This window comes from Brevibacterium ammoniilyticum (genome assembly GCF_038429965.1).
Lineage (GTDB): Bacteria > Actinomycetota > Actinomycetes > Actinomycetales > Brevibacteriaceae > Brevibacterium > Brevibacterium ammoniilyticum.
On sequence record NZ_BAABNP010000004.1, the window covers coordinates 242497 to 258475 of the forward strand.

Annotated in this window: 15 protein-coding genes; 8 read left to right on the forward strand and 7 right to left on the reverse strand. The window is 69.6% G+C overall.

Annotation, left to right across the window (positions count from 1 at the left end; all coding sequences use genetic code 11):
- Positions 1 to 44 precede the first annotated feature (44 nt).
- Complete coding sequence (gene mnmA / locus AAHA49_RS06730; RefSeq protein WP_342037707.1) at positions 45 to 1241, reverse strand: tRNA 2-thiouridine(34) synthase MnmA; 1197 nt, start codon at positions 1239 to 1241, stop codon at positions 45 to 47.
- A complete protein-coding gene (locus AAHA49_RS06735) occupies positions 1238 to 2449 on the reverse strand; it encodes a cysteine desulfurase family protein (protein WP_342037708.1) in 1212 nt (403 codons plus the stop codon). Before AAHA49_RS06735 ends, mnmA begins: the two co-directional genes overlap by 4 nt.
- 116 nt (positions 2450 to 2565) lie before the next feature.
- On the opposite strand from AAHA49_RS06735, the gene AAHA49_RS06740 reads away from it, so the two are divergent.
- Both AAHA49_RS06740 and AAHA49_RS06745 read left to right on the forward strand, forming a co-directional pair.
- Complete coding sequence (locus AAHA49_RS06740) at positions 2566 to 2916, forward strand: hypothetical protein (protein WP_342037709.1); 351 nt, start codon at positions 2566 to 2568, stop codon at positions 2914 to 2916.
- A 47-nt stretch (positions 2917 to 2963) separates the two neighbouring features.
- Positions 2964 to 3371 (forward strand): hypothetical protein, encoded by a 408-nt coding sequence (locus AAHA49_RS06745; protein ID WP_425286505.1) that lies wholly within the window; start codon positions 2964 to 2966, stop codon positions 3369 to 3371.
- 37 nt (positions 3372 to 3408) lie between these two features.
- Here AAHA49_RS06745 and AAHA49_RS06750 read toward each other — a convergent pair whose 3' ends face one another.
- From AAHA49_RS06750 to AAHA49_RS06760, 3 genes are read right to left on the reverse strand one after another with little or no spacing between them, the layout of a single operon-like run.
- A complete protein-coding gene (locus AAHA49_RS06750) occupies positions 3409 to 5088 on the reverse strand; it encodes a hypothetical protein (RefSeq protein ID WP_342037710.1) in 1680 nt (559 codons plus the stop codon).
- Positions 5089 to 5147: 59 nt separating this feature from the next.
- Positions 5148 to 6074: a tetratricopeptide repeat protein gene (locus tag AAHA49_RS06755; protein WP_342037711.1), complete on the reverse strand. Its 927-nt coding sequence runs from the start codon at positions 6072 to 6074 to the stop codon at positions 5148 to 5150.
- 51 nt (positions 6075 to 6125) lie between these two features.
- Positions 6126 to 7718, reverse strand: a complete 1593-nt coding sequence (locus AAHA49_RS06760; protein ID WP_342037770.1) for a hypothetical protein — start codon at positions 7716 to 7718, stop codon at positions 6126 to 6128.
- Positions 7719 to 7946: 228 nt separating this feature from the next.
- Between AAHA49_RS06760 and orn the strand changes: the two genes are divergently transcribed.
- Positions 7947 to 8558 carry an oligoribonuclease gene (orn, locus tag AAHA49_RS06765; protein WP_342037712.1) on the forward strand — a complete coding sequence of 204 codons (612 nt, stop codon included), beginning with the start codon at positions 7947 to 7949 and terminating at the stop codon, positions 8556 to 8558.
- Between the two features lie 31 nt (positions 8559 to 8589).
- Here the strand turns inward: orn and AAHA49_RS06770 are convergent, their stop codons facing one another.
- Positions 8590 to 9510, reverse strand: a complete 921-nt coding sequence (locus tag AAHA49_RS06770) for an SCO6745 family protein (RefSeq protein WP_342037713.1) — start codon at positions 9508 to 9510, stop codon at positions 8590 to 8592.
- 39 nt (positions 9511 to 9549) lie between these two features.
- Here AAHA49_RS06770 and AAHA49_RS06775 point away from each other — a divergent pair, with 39 nt between their 5' ends.
- Entirely contained in the window at positions 9550 to 10257 is a 708-nt protein-coding gene (locus tag AAHA49_RS06775; RefSeq protein ID WP_342037714.1) for an LmeA family phospholipid-binding protein, read from the forward strand.
- Between the two features lie 36 nt (positions 10258 to 10293).
- Here the strand turns inward: AAHA49_RS06775 and AAHA49_RS06780 are convergent, their stop codons facing one another.
- A complete protein-coding gene (locus AAHA49_RS06780) occupies positions 10294 to 11859 on the reverse strand; it encodes an MFS transporter (RefSeq protein WP_342037715.1) in 1566 nt (521 codons plus the stop codon).
- Between the two features lie 109 nt (positions 11860 to 11968).
- On the opposite strand from AAHA49_RS06780, the gene AAHA49_RS06785 reads away from it, so the two are divergent.
- The 4 genes from AAHA49_RS06785 to AAHA49_RS06800 all read left to right on the forward strand — a co-directional run bounded on the left by AAHA49_RS06785 (position 11969) and on the right by AAHA49_RS06800 (position 15975).
- Entirely contained in the window at positions 11969 to 13207 is a 1239-nt protein-coding gene (locus AAHA49_RS06785) for a sensor histidine kinase (RefSeq protein ID WP_342037716.1), read from the forward strand.
- Positions 13204 to 13863: a response regulator gene (locus tag AAHA49_RS06790; RefSeq protein ID WP_342037717.1), complete on the forward strand. Its 660-nt coding sequence runs from the start codon at positions 13204 to 13206 to the stop codon at positions 13861 to 13863. The genes AAHA49_RS06785 and AAHA49_RS06790 overlap by 4 nt, the downstream gene beginning before the upstream one ends.
- 166 nt (positions 13864 to 14029) lie before the next feature.
- Positions 14030 to 14371, forward strand: a complete 342-nt coding sequence (locus AAHA49_RS06795; RefSeq protein ID WP_342037718.1) for an antitoxin — start codon at positions 14030 to 14032, stop codon at positions 14369 to 14371.
- 269 nt (positions 14372 to 14640) lie between these two features.
- On the forward strand, positions 14641 to 15975 hold the full coding sequence (locus AAHA49_RS06800; protein ID WP_342037719.1) for a glutaminase: 1335 nt from the start codon (positions 14641 to 14643) through the stop codon (positions 15973 to 15975).
- Positions 15976 to 15979: the final 4 nt, after the last annotated feature.

Genomic DNA, 15979 nt, shown 5'->3' on the forward strand with positions numbered 1-15979 from the left:
GACGTCACCGGGGGCGGCGCGCACCCGGAGTCGGGCGCGCGCCCTCAGACCGTGGCGGTGGCGATCGCACCCTCGCCGAGGCGGTCCTTGGCGGTGACGTCGATCGTCGCCTGACCGAGGACCCGGGTTCCCCGGTAGATCACCATCGTCTGTCCCGGAGCCACCCCAGACAGCGCCTCGGCGACGTCGACGTGGAGGAGCTGACCGGCGGGCCGGGCGGCCGGCACATCGGCTTCGTGGGCGGGCACCTCGGCGATGACCTCGCCGAGCCAGGCGCGGGCCGGCACGGGGTCGGCGTGGGCGCGGATCTGGACCTCGCAGTCGATGCCCGTCTCCGCGGTGTCTCCGATGTCGCTCGGGGCGGGCCCGCTCCACGAGGTGCGGATGCCGGTGAGGTGATGGACGGTGAGGTCCTCGCGGGAGCCGACGGTCACGGTGTTCGACTCCGGGTCGAGCCCGGTGACGAAGCGGGGCCGGCCGTCGGCGGCGGGCTTCTCGATGCCCAGACCCTTGCGCTGGCCGATCGTGTACGTCATCGCCCCATCGTGCTCGCCGAGGACAGCGCCCTCTTCGTCCTTGATCAGGCCCGGACGCATGGAGATCTTGTCCGACAGCCACGCCTTCGTGTCCCCGTCGGGGATGAAGCAGATGTCGTAGGAGTCGGGCTTGTTCGCCACGGGGAAGCCGCGCTCGGCCGCCTCGGCGCGGACCTCGGCCTTCGAGGCGGTCGCCCCGATCGGGAAGTAGCAGTGCTCGAGCTGATCCCCGGTGAGCACACCGAGGACGTAGGACTGGTCCTTGAGCAGGTCCTCCCCGCGGTGGAGTTCGGGACGGCCTTCGGCGTCGCGGATCACCTCGGCGTAGTGGCCGGTCGCGATCCGGTCGAAGCCGAGTGCGAGCGCCCGGTCGAGGAGGGCGGCGAACTTGATCCGCTCGTTGCAGCGCATGCACGGGTTGGGGGTGCGGCCGGCGGCGTACTCGGCGATGAAGTCATCGACGATGTCCTCCTTGAACCGCTCCGAGAAGTCCCACACGTAGAAGGGGATGCCGAGCATGCCCGCGACCCGGTGGGCGTCGCGGGAGTCCTCGATCGTGCAGCAGCCCCGCGAACCGGTGCGCAGGGTCCCGGGCATGCGGGACAGGGCGAGGTGGACGCCTACGACCTCATGGCCGGCGTCGACGGCGCGGGCGGCGGCGACGGCGGAGTCGACTCCGCCGGACATGGCGACGAGGACTCTCATGCGCTCTCCTGCTTCCATCGTGGGGTGGCCGAGACCATTCCGGCCCGGCGGGCCTGCTCGACGACCTCGGGGAGGACGGCGAGCACGGCGTCGACGTCGGCTTCGGTCGAATCGTGGCCGAGGCTGAAGCGCTGGGCCGATCGGGCGACGTCCTCATCCATCCCGCAGGCCAGCAGCACATGCGAGGGACGGGACACCCCGGCCGAGCAGGCCGAGCCCGTCGAGGTGGCGATGCCGCGGGCGTCGAGGCCGAAGAGCAGTGAGTCGCCTTCGCAGCCGGCGAACGTGAAGTGGGCGTTGCCGGGCAGACGGCCCTCACCGCGGGGACCGGAGAGGCGGGCGCCGTCGATCGTGTCCTCGATGCCCGTGATGAGCCGGTCGCGCAGGGCCGCGAAACCGGCGGCGCGGGTGGTCAGGTCGGCCGTGGCGAGGTCGGCGGCGGCGGCGAAGGCGATGGCCCCGGCGACGTCGAGGGTGCCCGAACGCACTCCCCGCTCCTGTCCGCCGCCGTGGAGCACGGGTGTCGGGGCCGCACCCCGGTCGAGGAGGAGGGCGCCGATGCCGACGGGTCCGCCGATCTTGTGCGCGGTCACCGTCATCGCGGTCGCCCCGAGGGCGGAGAAGTCCAGCGGGATCTGCCCGAGCGCCTGCACGGCGTCGATGTGGAAGGGGACGCCGAGTTCTGCGGCGAGGGCACCGAGTTCGGCGATCGGCTGGATCGTGCCGATCTCGTTGTTCGCGGCCATGACGGTGACCAGCGCGGTGCGGTCGGGGTCGCGGCGCAGCTCGGATTCGGCGGCGGCGAGGTCGAGGCGACCGCTGCCGTCGACGGGAAGGTCGACGACCTCGGCGCCGAGGCGCTCGAGCCATTCGACCGAGTCGAGGATCGCATGGTGCTCGATCGTCGAGGTGAGCACGCGCGGTCGTGCCGGTGAGGCGAACGACCCGTCGTTGAGGGAGAGGTAGAGGCCCTTGACGGCGAGGTTGTCGGCCTCCGTGCCGCCGGAGGTGAAGACGACCTCGGAGGAGGACTGGGCGCCGAGGGCGCGGGCGAGGTCGTCGCGGGCGGTCTCGAGGCGCATGCGGGCAGCCTGACCGACCGCGTGGAGGGCGGACGGGTTGGCCCGTCGGCTCAGCTCCGCGGTGTAGACGTCGAGCACCGCCGCGGGCATCGGCGAGGTCGCTGCATGGTCGAGGTAGATCGGCACGCCCACCATTTTAGGCGCTCGGCCCCGGGCCCGGCCAGGAGTCGTGCCCGATCTCACCCGCCGCCCGGGCCGTGAACGATTCTCCGGCGCCGTAAGCGGTGACTAGACTTGAGCGGGTGTTCACCGTTCTCACCTTCGTGCTCTACGGCGTCGCGGCCGTGCTCGCGGTCTGGTCGATCGTCGAGACGATCCGCAACCGACCTGCCGGCAAGCTGCTGCTCGGAGTCGCGGCACTGCTCCTGCTGCTCCTCATCGTCCAGCTCGTCGTCTCGATCGTCGCGTTCGGCGGCGCCGGCGATGTCGACCCGCTCCTCTTCTTCGGCTACGTCATCACGGCGATCCTCGTCATGGCCCTGGCCGGGTTCTGGGCGTTCGCGGAGCTGTCCCGGTGGGGTCCCGGCGTGCTGATCGCGGCCGGACTGACGGTGATCGTCATGATCGAGAGGATGGACCAGATTTGGCAGTGAACCCGAGGCGCAGCCGCACCCGCACTCCCCGCTCCCCGTATTCGGCGATGCATTCGGGTCTCGGGCGGGCCCTGACCGCCGTGTACGGCATCTTCGCGCTCTCGGCGACCGCGCGGGCCGGCTATCAGGTGATCCGGGAGTTCGACGTCGCCCCGATCGCCTACTCGCTCTCCGTCTTCGCCGCCCTGATCTACATCCTCGCCACGGTCTGCTTCGTCATCGGCAGTCGCCTCACACACCGCATCGCGATCGCCGCGTGCCTCATCGAGTTCGTCGGCGTCATCGTCGTCGGCATCCTCAGCCTCACCGTGCCCGAGGACTTCGCGAAGCCCTCGGTGTGGTCGACCTTCGGCATCGGCTACGGCTTCATCCCCCTCGTCCTGCCCCTCATCGGCCTGTGGTGGCTGGCCCGGGTGGGCAGGCAGGTCAAGGCCGCCGAGGCGGTCGCCGCCTGAGGTCTCGAACCTCCCGTCTGCCGTCCCGCCCGGGGCCTCACTCGATGCGGGAGGAGAGGATGTCCCAGTCGGAGGCGACGGCGGTGAGCTCTTCGCCCTTGGCCATGATGACGTAGGGCTGGGCGGTGTCGACCTTGACGGTGTTGCCGTTCTTGTCGTTCGTCTTCACCGCTTCGATCGTGTCGCCGAGGTCGAGCGAGTAGTCCTCGGGCACCTTGATCGTCAGCGTGCAGCGGACCTCGCCCATGCCGAGGGCGCCGTCTTCGGTTGTCAGCGTCATCGACCCGAAGTCGAGGTCGGCGTACGGCTTGCACTCCGCCTTGACCTCGTCGAACCCGGAGTCCTTGTTCCGCAGCCCGCCGAGGTAGTCCCGGAAGGATTTGAATCCGCCTTGGTCGAGGCCCTTGACCTTCTCGGCCTTGCCGTCGGAAAGATAGGCCGAGACCTCGTCGGCCGCGGTGGCCATCGACTCGGTGAACGCCTTCGGGGCGGTCTCGACCGCGCCGGAGCCGTCGGCGAGCAGGGTGGGAGCCTGGTCGGCGGGGATGAAGACCGCGGTGCGCACGATCGGCTGGGTCGACGCGGATTCGCGGGTCGCGAGCTGCACCTGGGTGAGCTTGTCCTCCCCGTCGGTCGTGCCGAGGGCGTAGAACCACATCGGGTACTTCTCGAAGCTCGGACCGCCCGCGACGACCTCGGCGAAGTTCGGGGCGCGCAGCTTCTGCTTCGTCTTGTCCGCGATCTGGATCTGCGCCCGGGTGCGGTCGATGAGCGGGGCGCCCTGGATGGTCTCGAGGCCTTCGCCCTTGTTCTCGAGGATCTTGTCCAGCGACTCGGTGTAGGCGGTCATGAACTTCCCGGCCTCGCCCGGTCGCACCGCGGTGCGTTCGTACGGGGTGACCTGGGGGGTGTGCGGCTGGGCGATGGGCAGGGCCGCACAGCCGCTGAGCGCGAGTCCCGTCGTCAGGGTGAGCGCGGTGGCCACGCGGGCGCGGGCTCCGCGCCGGGACCGCCGCGGGGCGTCGGTCTGTCCGCCCTTCGGTGCCTCGGGGGCGGTGGCGGAGTCGCCGGATCCTCGGCGTGCGGTCCTGCGGCTGTCCACGGAGTCCTCTCCTGTTCCGGTGCCCGGCGTCCTCGGGGTGCCCGTCTTCTTCCGGGGGCGGATGCGTCCGTTCCACCAGCGGAGGAAGAAGTACGCGGCGGCGCCTGCGAAGATGATCGCGACGGCGAGTCCGATGAGGCTGAGCGCGAACACGCCTTCGACGCGCATCTTCAGCTGCACGCTCGTGCCGTCGAGGTTCTCCCCCGCCGTGGCCGGGGCGATGACGAGCATCTGCGGGTCGGCGTCGAGGTCGAAGGTCTTCGTCACCGACTGACCGGTCTCCTGGGAGATCCACCAGTCGCGTCCGGCGATGTCGGCGGCCGGGGCCGGGTCGCCGGGCAGGGAGCGCTTCGTCACCGAGTTCGGGAAGTCGACGTCGCTGATCTGGATCTGCGAGACCCCGTCGAGGAAGCTGTCGGTGTCGACGCCGTTCGCGGTGCCGAGGAAGAGCTCCTTGCCCTGGCTGTTGCGGGCCTCGATCGTGACGTCGGTGCCCGAGTAGGGTATGACCGCCTCGTCGAGGACGATGGCATAGGAGCCGTCGGAGACCTCGAAGGCCTCGGTCTCGGTGACTTCGTCGGTGCCGACGACGGACAGGGCTGAGCCGACCAGCACTGCGAGGATCGCCGCGGCGATCGCGAACAGGACGGCTGTGGTGAGGCGGACTATCTGGATCAGAACAATGCCCTCATCAGTGATGTGCGTGCTTTGGCCACTGCCGGGTCGTCGGGTCCGACGATCTCGAAGAGGTCGAGGACCCGCAGTCGCAGTGCTTCCTTCTGCTCCCCCGCCGAGGTGCGGATGAGGGAGATGAGTCGGGTGAAGGCGCCGGCGGGATCGCCGGTGACCACCTGCGCGTCGGCGGCGGCCATGGCGGCCTCGACGTCCTTCGGGTCGGCATCGGCGGCCGCGATCAGCTCGGCGGGGTCGGCGTCGATGAGGCGGCGGCCGAGACCGGCGCGGGCGAGACCGAACTTCGCCTCCTCATCGGCCGGCGATTCGGCAAGTGCTGCCTTGAACAGGGATTCGGCGGTGTCGAAGTCGCCGTCGGCGAGTGCCGCCTCGGCTTCGGGATGCTTCGGGCCCGTCGGCTCCGGTTCGGCACCGTCGACGACGGCGTGACCGCTCACCCCGTTCTCCGCGGCGAGCTTGAGGAGTTCGTCGAGGTACGCGGCGATCTGCGGCTCCGGCAGGGTCCCCTGGAACAGCGGCACCGGCTGGCCCTTGATGACGGCGACGACGGTCGGTGCCGCCAGCACGCCGAAGGCCTGCTGGAGGCGGGGGTTGGCGTCGACGTCGACGCGGGCGAGCACGAGGCGCCCGCCGTAGCCAGCGATGAGGCTCTCGAGCGCCCGGCTGAGCTGGGTGCTCTCCTCACTCGCCGGGGAACCCAGGTCGATGACGACGGGGACGCGTTCGGAGAGCGCGACGACGTCGTTGAACACAGCTTCGTCGACGTCGAGGACGAGGGAGGGCAGGGGCACCGCGTTCGGGTCCTGGGCCGGGCTCGCCTGCTCACCGGCGGGCATGTTCTTCGACCGGACCGCGGAGAGGTCGAGCCCCTGCTGCGGGCCTGGGTCCTGTGAGGGATTGACTGTCACGGGATCTCCTTTGCTTGCTGGTCAGTGGCTGGTTCGTCTGCGGCGGTCGGCTCAGCCGAGCTTGGCTCCGCTCAGGGTTTCGAGTCCGCCGATGAGGCGGACCTTGCCGTCCTTGGGCACGAGGAATGTGAGCACCTGGTACGTCGAGGTCGTCACCGGCTTCTGCGTGCTGCTCTCACCGGTGAGCTCCTTCTGCGGGGTGCTCAGCGTCAGCGTGCCGGTGCGTCCGCCTTCGGACTGGGGCGTGATCGTCGAGGTGGCTTCGATGACGCCGGTGACGACGGCGGCGTCTCCCGCGGTGCCCTGGGCGACGATCTGCTTGCCGGGCTCGTAGGCGAACTTCACGCTCGCCTTGCCTGCTTCGGCGCTCTTCTTCTGCTCCTTCTGGTTCGCCCAGATCGACTTCGAGAAGTCGTCGGCTTCGAAGGTCTTCGCCTCCTTCGAGTCGGCACCCGAGCTCAGGGCCTTCGCGTAGTCGGCGAGCGTCTGCTGCGGGGTCTTGGCAAAGCCCTCGGCGGTCGCGTCGAGCAGCGGGGAGCCCTGGCGGGCGTCGGCGATCTCCGGCAGCTTCGTGCCGGGCACGAGCTGGGTCTGCGACCACAGCTTGTAGTCCGAGCGCGGGTCCTCCTGGGTGAGGGCGAGGAGCTGGGTGGAGTCCCCGGCGGAGGTGACGAGGCTGGTCACGCGCGGCCACGCGTCTGTGGCGGCGGTGTAGTTGACCACGATGTCGTCGGCGGCGACGGCCGGCGGCAGCTTCTCGTCCTTGACCTTCTTCTTCACCTCGTAGGCAGCGGTGCGCTGGTCGAGGGCGGGTCCGGCGGCGCGGGCTTCGAGTGCTCCCTTGTCGAGCTTCTCGTCGGCGGCGGCGACGTCGGTGGCCACGGCCCCGAGGATGCGCTCGGCCTGGGTGGCGCTCACCCCGGCCATCGGGGCGGTGGGTGCTGCCGAGGGTTCGGGCTTCGGCAGCTCTTCGGTCCCGCACGCGCTGAGCGCGAGGACGGGCACGATCGCGAACGCCGTGCCGTACTCGGCGAGCTTGCGGCGACGGTCCTGGCGGGCCTTGCGGCGGTCGGCTTCCCGCTTCGCGGTGCGTCGGCCGAGGATGAGGAGGACGACGCCGATGACGAAGATGACTCCGCCGGCGATCATCAGCGGGATCGCCCACGGGGTGGCGGCGTTGCTCGGCCACGACAGGGTCACCGAGGTGACCTCGCCGGGCTGTCCGGTGCCGGCGATGAGGAACCCGGTGCGGTTCGCCTCGGCGTTCCAGTCCAGGCTCACGGTTCCGCTGCCGGTGACCTCGGCCTCCCAGAGGTCGGCACCTGCCGGGTTGGGCACCTCGGCCGCACCGTCCTTGGCCTCGACGGTCAGGCCGCCGCCGGTGGCGAGCCCGGTGACGCGGGCGGCGGCGGAATCGCCGATCCACGCGTCGATGCTCTCGATCGGGGCCTGGGCGATCGTCAGGTCGCCCGTGCCCTCGGCGGTGAGCTTCGCCGGGGTGTCATAGAGGTTGAGCATGCCCGGGTCGACGATGACGGCCGGCGCTGACCCCTCGATCTGCGTCGTGGCGGTGATCGTGTCGTCCGGGGCCCACAGGGTCTTCTGCAGCAGCCCGAGGCCTGAGACAACGACACCCACCACCATGAGAATCACAGCCAGTGTGTAACGCACGCGCGAACCTTCTCCTCAACTCGGCACTTCCTCGCCGGCCCCATGTGGGCAGACGACAGTCCAAGTTTAGGCCACTGAGCTGGGACGGGTTCTGCGGATGCACTCAGCGTGTGTCGTCGCCCACACCGCCTCGGCGTCACAGGCACCGTCTGCCCCGACGCCTCGGGCACGCGTGCGCCGGGCAGCATATAGGCTTGCAGAGTGAGCAACGACAGAATTGTGTGGATCGACTGCGAAATGACCGGCCTGGACGAAGCGCGCGACGAACTCGTCGAGATCGCCGCGATCGTCACGGACTTCGACCTCAAGCCGCTCGACGAGGGCATCGACATCGTCATCCGGCCTTCCGCGGCGGCGCGGGAGAACATGAATGAGTTCGTCACGAAGATGCACACCGCCTCGGGCCTGATCACCGAACTCGACTCCGGCACCACCGTCGCCGACGCGCAGGCCCGAGTCCTCGAGTACGTCAAGGGCCACGTGCCCGAGGCCGGCAAGGCTCCGTTGGGCGGGAACTCGGTGGGCACGGACAAGGTGTTCCTGAACAAGCAGATGCCCGAACTCGTCGACTACCTCCACTACCGGATCATCGACGTCTCCTCGATCAAGGAGCTCGCCAAGCAGTGGTTCCCGCGCGCCTACTTCCAGGCTCCGGAGAAGCACGGCGGTCACCGCGCGCTCGGCGACATCCGCGATTCCATCGTCGAACTCGAGTACTACCGTCGTGCCGTCTTCTCCGCCGAGGGTCCGAGCTCCGATGATGCGAAGCGGATCTCCGCCGAGGTCGTCGCCGAGTTCGCCTCCGAGGACTGACGACTCCCCGGATTCCGCTCCCGACGCCGTCCTAGTTCGTCTTCTTCGCCGGCTGGGCGAAGACGGAGGACGGGAACGCTCCGGCCTGCGCGAAGACCTTGACCAGGGTGCGGCTCGGGGACACGAGGGCTGAGATCTGCTCGTCGTCGAGGACCGACCAGGCGGCGGCGACCGTGCCGTCGGTGAGGACCTCGATCTCCTCCTTCAGCGTCCGTCCCGCCTCGGTGATCTCCGGCAGCGGGTAGCCGCGGTCGTCGGTGCCGATCGTCAGCAGACCCGCCTCGGCGAGGCGTGACTGGGCGGCCTGCCACTCCTCATCACTCCACCCGCGCGTCTTCTGCGCGGCACGCGGCTTGAACGAGGCACCGGTGCCGACGTCGAGGAGGAGCGCGTCGATGCCGGGCACTCCGGCGGTGACGAGGGAGGCGACGTGACCGTCGCCGCGGAACTCGCGCAGCACCGTGGCGGTGTCCCAGAGGGCCTCGAACGCGGTGGCCGGGGTGTGGGCGTCGACGGCCTCGGCGGTCGCCGCGGCCAGGGCCCGCCCGGAGAAGTCGAGGGCTGCCCGCACGGGTGCGAGGGCGCTCGTGAGCTCGGTGGCCGCCTCGGTGAGCAGGGCGATGTCGTCACGGGAGCCGAAGAGCTCCTCGAAGTAGAGGGAGACGGCGTCGAAGCGTGCGGAGACCATGACCTCGGGCGAGACCGTGTCCCAGAGGCGGGGAATGAGGGTGGCGATGAAGGCAGGCGAATAGTTGCAGAAGGTTCCGGCGACGACGCCTGCGGTGACCCGGCCCATGGGGGCCGAACGGGCGGCCATGTTCGCGGGGATGCCGGGTTCGAGGCCGAGTTCGGCATACGAGCGGCCGACGGTCTCGGAGAAGTAGATGGACGAGTGGAACGAGTTGAGTCGGGCTGAGAGAGTCCTGATGTTCTGCGTGCGCGTTGAGTCCATGAGCCCATCCTAGGTCGCGGCGATGGAAGAATGGCGGCCATGCCGACTCGTGAGTATCCTCGCCCCCGCAGCCGCCGCCGATCCCTCATCGTCTCCGGGATCCTCGTCGTCCTCACGCTCGTCGTCGGGGCCATCGCCGCCGACCGGATCGTCGCGGGCCTCACCGAGCAGCGGATCGCCGAGGGACTGAAGTCCTACGGCGATGCCGACGTCACCGTCGAGGGCTTCCCCGTCCTCACCCAGCTCGCCGCGGGCCGTCTCGACTCGGTGCGGGTGAAGGCGGCGAGCGCGAAGTACGAGAACATCGAGTTCTCCAGCGTCGATGCGAAGCTCTTCGACGTCCCCACCGACACCTCCCGCCCGATCGGCACGGTCGACGCCGAGGCGACGCTGCCGCTGTCGACGATCGACACCCTGGCGAAGGAGAAGGCGTCCCTGCCTGCGGGCATGTCGTTCACGACGGAGGGCAGTCGGCTCATCCTCACCGGTTCGTTGCTCGGTCAGGATGTGCGCATCGGCATCGACGCGCGCGCGAGCGGTCGGCAGATCCTCGTCTCCGCCTCGACGATCACCCTCGGTTCGGCCGAGGTCGACCTTTCGAGCCTGCCTGGATTCCTCACTTCGTCGATCTCCGACATCGTCATCGACCTCGAGGCCCTGCCTGCGGGTCTCGAGCTCACCGACATCAAACCCGTCGACGACGGTCTGCGGGTGAGCGTCCACGGCACCGGCGTCATGCTCAAGTGAGCGTCGTGCTCTGGTGAGCGCCCTGGTGCGGTGCGCTCACTCCTCGGTGCGGTCGCTTTTGTCCTTGGGCACGATCATCCGGTAGCCGGACCAGAGAATGTCGACGAGGACGACGATCGTCCAGATGCGCGAGACCGACCCGATCCACCGCTGCACCTGGGTGCCCTCGGAGTTCCAGGTGAGGATGGTGGCGGGCGTGGTGTTGCCGGTGATGACCTCCCACGGCCAGCTCGCGCCGAGGAACGCGAAGACGACCTGGGCGAGGAGGTAGATGCCCACGTGGACGGCGAGTGTGGTGGCGGTTCTCTTCATGGCTGAGGTCAGCCCCTTTCCGTGTTCATGGTGCTCTGACGGTGTGCGGTCGGGTGGGGGCCCGCCGGCTGAGTGCGGTGTTGCGAGTGTGAGCTCGGAGGTTTCTGCGACGGCGGCGAAGGACCGGAGGCTGCGCCGGCCGAGGATGCCGGAGACGACGAGGAGGAGCCCCGCCCCGATCGTCGCGACCTCCCACAATCCCGCCCCGAAGAGGAGACCCGCGGCCAGGGCGCCCGCGGCCGAACCGAGGAGGTCAGCGCTCTGATACCACCCGAACCCGCGGCCCGCGTGCTCACCGGAGACCTCTGCGACGAGACGTTCGAGCAACGGGACGAGTAGGGAGAAGCACAGGGCGGAGAGGATCCAGAGCACGGCTAGGGACACCGGGCCGGGTCGGGTGACCAGGGCAGCGGCGAACACGGCGGAGCAGCCGAGTCCGAGGAGCAGGATCCGGTGCGGAGGCACTCGGCGGACCAGTCGGTGCAGCGGCCTCGGGGCGATGCTGAGCACGATCGCCCCGGGCAGGTAGACGAGCGCGATCGCCCCGAGATCGAAGCCGAGTCGCTCGATGAGGTGGAGGATGAGGAGGAGGGAGACGATGCCTTCGGCGAAGGCGACGACGCCGGTGAGCGCGAGGATGCCGCGCAGGGACCGCAGCAGGCTCCGGGCCTCGACCTGTGTGAAGGGTCTCGCGACCAGACGGTCGGTGCCGGTGAGCCGGGCGGTGCCGGTGAGGCGATCGGTGCCGGTGAGGGCGGTGAACGCGAGGAGGACACCGGCGACGAGGCACGATGCCGCGCAGGTGAGGAACATCGCCGACGCTCCGGCGATCTGGAACAGCGGGATGCCTGTGAGGAAGGCGATCCACGCACCGGAGGACTCGCTCTCCATGAGTGCGGCGAAGCGGTCGTCTCCGGAACCTATGCGTGAGGCGATGTGGGCGCGGATCGCGACCCAGAAGTACGCGCCGCCCAGTCCCCCGAGACCAGCGGCGGCGAAGGCCGGCGGCAGGGTGGTCGCGGCGGTGTAGAGGACGAAGGAGAGCGCACCGCATCCCGCCCCGGCAGCCGCAAGCAGAAGCGTCCCCCGCTCACTCCCTGCGCGGTCGACGTGGACGCCGGCCACCGGCCTCGTGAGGAGGGAGACGAGGAACTGGACGGCGAGCAGCGCCCCGGTCTGGGCGGGGGTGGCACCGAGGACCTGGGCGGCGGCGAGCGGGAGGACGAATTCGAGGAGCTCGACCGGTCCGCTGAAGAACCCGGCGGCGCCCTGCACTCGTGGTGAGTCCATGTCCCCAGGCTAGGAACCGGGACCCGGCATGCGCGTCGGTCCGAAGTCGCACCGGGCATGCGACTTTAGGATGATCCGCCTCGGCACCCGGCATCATTAGACTCGGACCATGTCCGCTGCGAGGCCCACTCCCCGATCGATCCGCCTGCCCGGGCTGCCGACCTTCGACGTCGAAGACCTCGTCACCGCGATCGTCCTCAGCTGCATCGGGATCCTCTTCATCGTCCTCGGACCGCAGGAGCAGTGGTTTCCCCTCGACGTCGTCCCCGATGCGGTGGCCCAGCCGATCCTCGTGATCTGCGGTTTCGTCGGCACCCTCTACGCTCCCCGCGTCCTCGTCTCGACGACGAGCATCCTCGCAGGCATCGGCATCGACATGCTCGCCGGCGGACACAACTTCGCGCTGTGGCTGGTCTTCCAACTCGTCTTCGCCCTCGTCGGGCACGCCCCGAAACCCGTGGCGAGAATCGTGTCCCTCCTCGCTGGGGCGGCGACGGTCCTCACCGGGCTCCTCGCCTTCGCCGCCGGAGCCGCCCTTTCGGCGGCCTTCCAGTTCTCCCTGCTCGCCGCCCTCATCGTCTTCCTCCCCGCCGCGTGGGCGTCGAGTGTGCGCGAGCACCGGAACACGGCCGAGGCGGAACGGGCCCGGGCCGAAGCCGAACGCTCCCGCGCCGACGCCCAGACCCAGGTCGCCGTCCTCGCCCACCGCACCGCCGAGGTGAGCGCCCGCCTGACCGAGCAGAAGGTCCGCACCGCTGCCGCCGAGGACCTCCACGACCTCGTCGCCGGTCACATCTCCGCGATCGCCCTGCAGTCGCAGGCGGCCCTGGCCGCGAACGACGAGCGGGTCCGCGCCGAGGTGCTCACCACCATCCACGCCTCCGCCGACCGAGCGCTGAGCGAACTGCGGCGGATGATCGACGTGCTCAGCGCCGAACCAACCGCAGCCGACCCGGCGACGTCGTCTGTCGCCGAGACGCTCGCACTCGCCCGCGGCGTCGGGGTCGAGGTGCACGGCGACGAACTCATCGACACGCTCACCGGAGACGATGAGGAGGCTCTGCGTCCGGTGTTCGCCGAACTCGTCGCCAATGTCGTCAAACACGCGCACCCGCGCGAACTGACGATCACCGCGCCGGAACCGGGAATGCTCACCGTGTCCAACCCCGTCACCGGCCCCGATCGCGACGCCGGCGATCTCATCGGCACCGGGAGGGGACTGGAGAACATCCGCAGACGCCTCAGCCGCCTCGGCGGGAGTGCCGATTTCACCCTCGAATCGGGTCGGTTCACCGCCGTCATCGGACTGCCCTCGCACCCGGACGACGGCGCGGGGGCCGAATCATGATCTCCGTCCTCATCGCCGACGACCACGGCGCGGTGCGCGCCGGCATCCGCATGGTGCTCGAGACCTCCCCGGAGATCACCGTCGTCGGGGAGGCCGCCGACGGGCGGGTCGCGGTGAGCATGGCGGCGGCACTGTCACCGGACATCGTCCTCATGGACGTCCGCATGCCGCACCTCGACGGGATCGCCGCAGCCCGGCAGCTGCGCGACTCCCCTTCGACGGTGCTCATGCTCACTTCGTTCGGACTCGACGAGGTCATCCTCGGGGCGCTCAAAGCAGGGGCTGCGGGGTTCCTGCTCAAGAACGCCTCGGCCGAGGAGCTCATCGACGCAGTCGTCCGCGCTGCGGCCGGGGACACCGTGCTCTCGGGCGAGGTCACCGCGAGCGTCGTCGCGATGCTCTCGACCCTGCCCGGGGATGCGGGGTCGGCCCCGCCCGTCGAGGCCCTGCCGGACGACCTCACCGAGCGTGAGCTCGAAGTGCTCGAAGGGGTCGCTGCGGGCAAGAACAATCGGACCCTGGCCAGGGAGCTCGGGATCGCCGAGGCGACGGTGAAGACCCATGTCTCCCGGGTGCTGACGAAGCTCGGCGTGCAGTCACGGGTGCAGGCGGCGCTGCGGTACACCTCGGCGACGGGCGGGTCAGGGGCGTCGTAGGAGACCGGGGATTCGACAGAGCCTGGGCGACGTGACCGTCGTGAGGGTGCCGGGACAGGTCGTAAGGATCGGTGGAGGCGATTGACAGGACCGACTCAGTCACGCTGGCTACGATCGGTGGTGACCGTCACATCTGTGAACCGCACCTGTGAAGAAGGGCCTCATCATGGCTTTCGACAAGTTCCTCAACAAGGCGAAGAACCTCGCCAACGATCCCAAGGTCCGTGAGAAGCTCAACTCCGAGAAGGTGGAGAAGTTCAGCGACCAGATCCTCGACAAGGCCGCCGGCGCCGCGGATTCGCTGACGAAGGGCAAGTACACCGACAAGATCCAGGGTGCTCGCGACGCCGCCGATCGTGCGATCGGCACCGACGGACGCGGCACCGACGGGCGCGGCCCCGCCGATGGACGCGGACCTGCTGGCGGTCAGCCGGGACCCGACGTCCGTCCGGACCGGGATCCCTCGACCGATCCGCAGGATCAGCGGAACCGACCCGACGCCTCCTGAGGTCACCGCTCATTGCCTGAGCGCACCGGCTAACGCACCGACGACGCCCCCGCACGGGTCACGTGCGGGGGCGTCGCGCGTTCGCCATCGACCGCCTCCGCGGGGCGGGCCGGGGTAAGGGACGACCGCCTCGGCGAGGCGACCCGGGTACTCAGCGACCGCCTCGGCGAGGTGGGCGATCCCACATCGGCAGGGAGGATGGGTGTGTGAGAATGGCAGTCGGGCCGAACGCCCGGCCGATCCCCGACCGACACGATGCAGGAGGTGCCATGCGATCGCCCATTCCCGATTTCCTCGATGCGACGCTCGAACGTCATCGCTACGATCTCAGCGGCGCCACCGCCGACTACATCCCCGACCTCGCCGCAGCGGATCCGACGAAGCTCGCGATCTGCATCTCCACCCTCGACGGCGTCGAATACGATTCGGGCGACGCGGACTTCGAGTTCTCGATCCAGTCGATGTCGAAGCCCTTCATCTACGGGATCGCGCTCGAGGCGCTCGGCCTGCCCGCCGTGCTCGACAAGGTCGGGGTCGAACCCACCGGTGAGGCGTTCAACGAACTCTCGCTCGACAAGACCTCAGGCAAGCCGCTCAACCCGATGATCAACGCGGGGGCGCTCACAGTCCACTCCCTCCTCGGCGGGGAAGGGGCGACGCTCGCCGAGCGCACGGAGATCGTGCGCGCCGGGCTCTCCCGCTTCGCCGGCCGGCAGCTGCGCGTCGACGAGCACATCGCCGCAGGCGAACTGCAGGAGGCCTACCGCAACATCGCGATCGCGAACATGCTCCGCTCCTACGGGGTCATCACCGACGACCCCGACGAGGTGGTGCGCGGCTACATCAACCAGTGCTCGGTCCTCGTCCGCGTCAAGGACCTGGCGATCATGGCCGCGACCCTGGCCGGGGGCGGGACGAATCCGCTCACGGGTGAGCGCGTGCTCTCGCCCCGGGTCAACCGACAGGTGCTCGGGGTGATGATGACGTGCGGGATGTACGACGCCGCCGGGGACTGGATGACGGAGGTCGGAGTGCCCGCCAAGAGCGGCGTCTCCGGTGGACTCTTCGGTGTCCTGCCCGGTCAGCTCGGGATGGCGACGTTCTCACCGCGGCTCGACAAGCACGGCACGAGCGTGCGCGGGGCGAAGATCTTCCGCTCGCTCTCGGCCGACCTCGGCCTCCACATCATGAACGCTCCGGAGCCGGCCCGTTCGATCATCCGCCGCGACCGCCGGTTCGTCGACGCGAAGGGCGATATGGTCCGCATCGTCAGCCTCCAGGGCGCCATCCAGTGGGCCGGGGCGGAGAACGTCATGCGCGAGATCACCGCTCCCGACGAGGCCGTCGACGTCTTCGCCCTCGACATGCGCCGGGTGTATTCGATCAACGAGGTGGCCCGGCGGATGGTCGTCGAAGCGCTGCGCCGGCTCGAGGACGAAGGCAAACGCGTCGTCCTCCTCGACCCCGAGAACGCGATGGGCTGCAGCGGTCAGGACTCGGCGCTGCCCGATGTCGAGATCGTCGACTCCCCCAAGGAGCTGCGCGACCTCGACCTGCGCGGACTGCGGCGCGTCCGCGACGACTTCGCCGACCAGACCTCGTAGCCGA

What these genes read in the sequence shown, in the direction of transcription:
- AAHA49_RS06745 (WP_425286505.1), top strand. Translation starts at nt 2,964, where the DNA reads ATGCATTCGGGTCTCGGGCGGGCCCTGACCGCCGTGTACGGCATCTTC.
- AAHA49_RS06775 (WP_342037714.1), top strand. Translation starts at nt 9,550, where the DNA reads ATGCCGACTCGTGAGTATCCTCGCCCCCGCAGCCGCCGCCGATCCCTC.
- AAHA49_RS06790 (WP_342037717.1), top strand. Translation starts at nt 13,204, where the DNA reads ATGATCTCCGTCCTCATCGCCGACGACCACGGCGCGGTGCGCGCCGGC.
- mnmA (WP_342037707.1), bottom strand. Translation starts at nt 1,241, where the DNA reads ATGAGAGTCCTCGTCGCCATGTCCGGCGGAGTCGACTCCGCCGTCGCC.
- AAHA49_RS06780 (WP_342037715.1), bottom strand. Translation starts at nt 11,859, where the DNA reads ATGGACTCACCACGAGTGCAGGGCGCCGCCGGGTTCTTCAGCGGACCG.
- AAHA49_RS06785 (WP_342037716.1), top strand. Translation starts at nt 11,969, where the DNA reads ATGTCCGCTGCGAGGCCCACTCCCCGATCGATCCGCCTGCCCGGGCTG.
- AAHA49_RS06760 (WP_342037770.1), bottom strand. Translation starts at nt 7,718, where the DNA reads ATGGTGGTGGGTGTCGTTGTCTCAGGCCTCGGGCTGCTGCAGAAGACC.
- AAHA49_RS06770 (WP_342037713.1), bottom strand. Translation starts at nt 9,510, where the DNA reads ATGGACTCAACGCGCACGCAGAACATCAGGACTCTCTCAGCCCGACTC.
- AAHA49_RS06800 (WP_342037719.1), top strand. Translation starts at nt 14,641, where the DNA reads ATGCGATCGCCCATTCCCGATTTCCTCGATGCGACGCTCGAACGTCAT.
- AAHA49_RS06795 (WP_342037718.1), top strand. Translation starts at nt 14,030, where the DNA reads ATGGCTTTCGACAAGTTCCTCAACAAGGCGAAGAACCTCGCCAACGAT.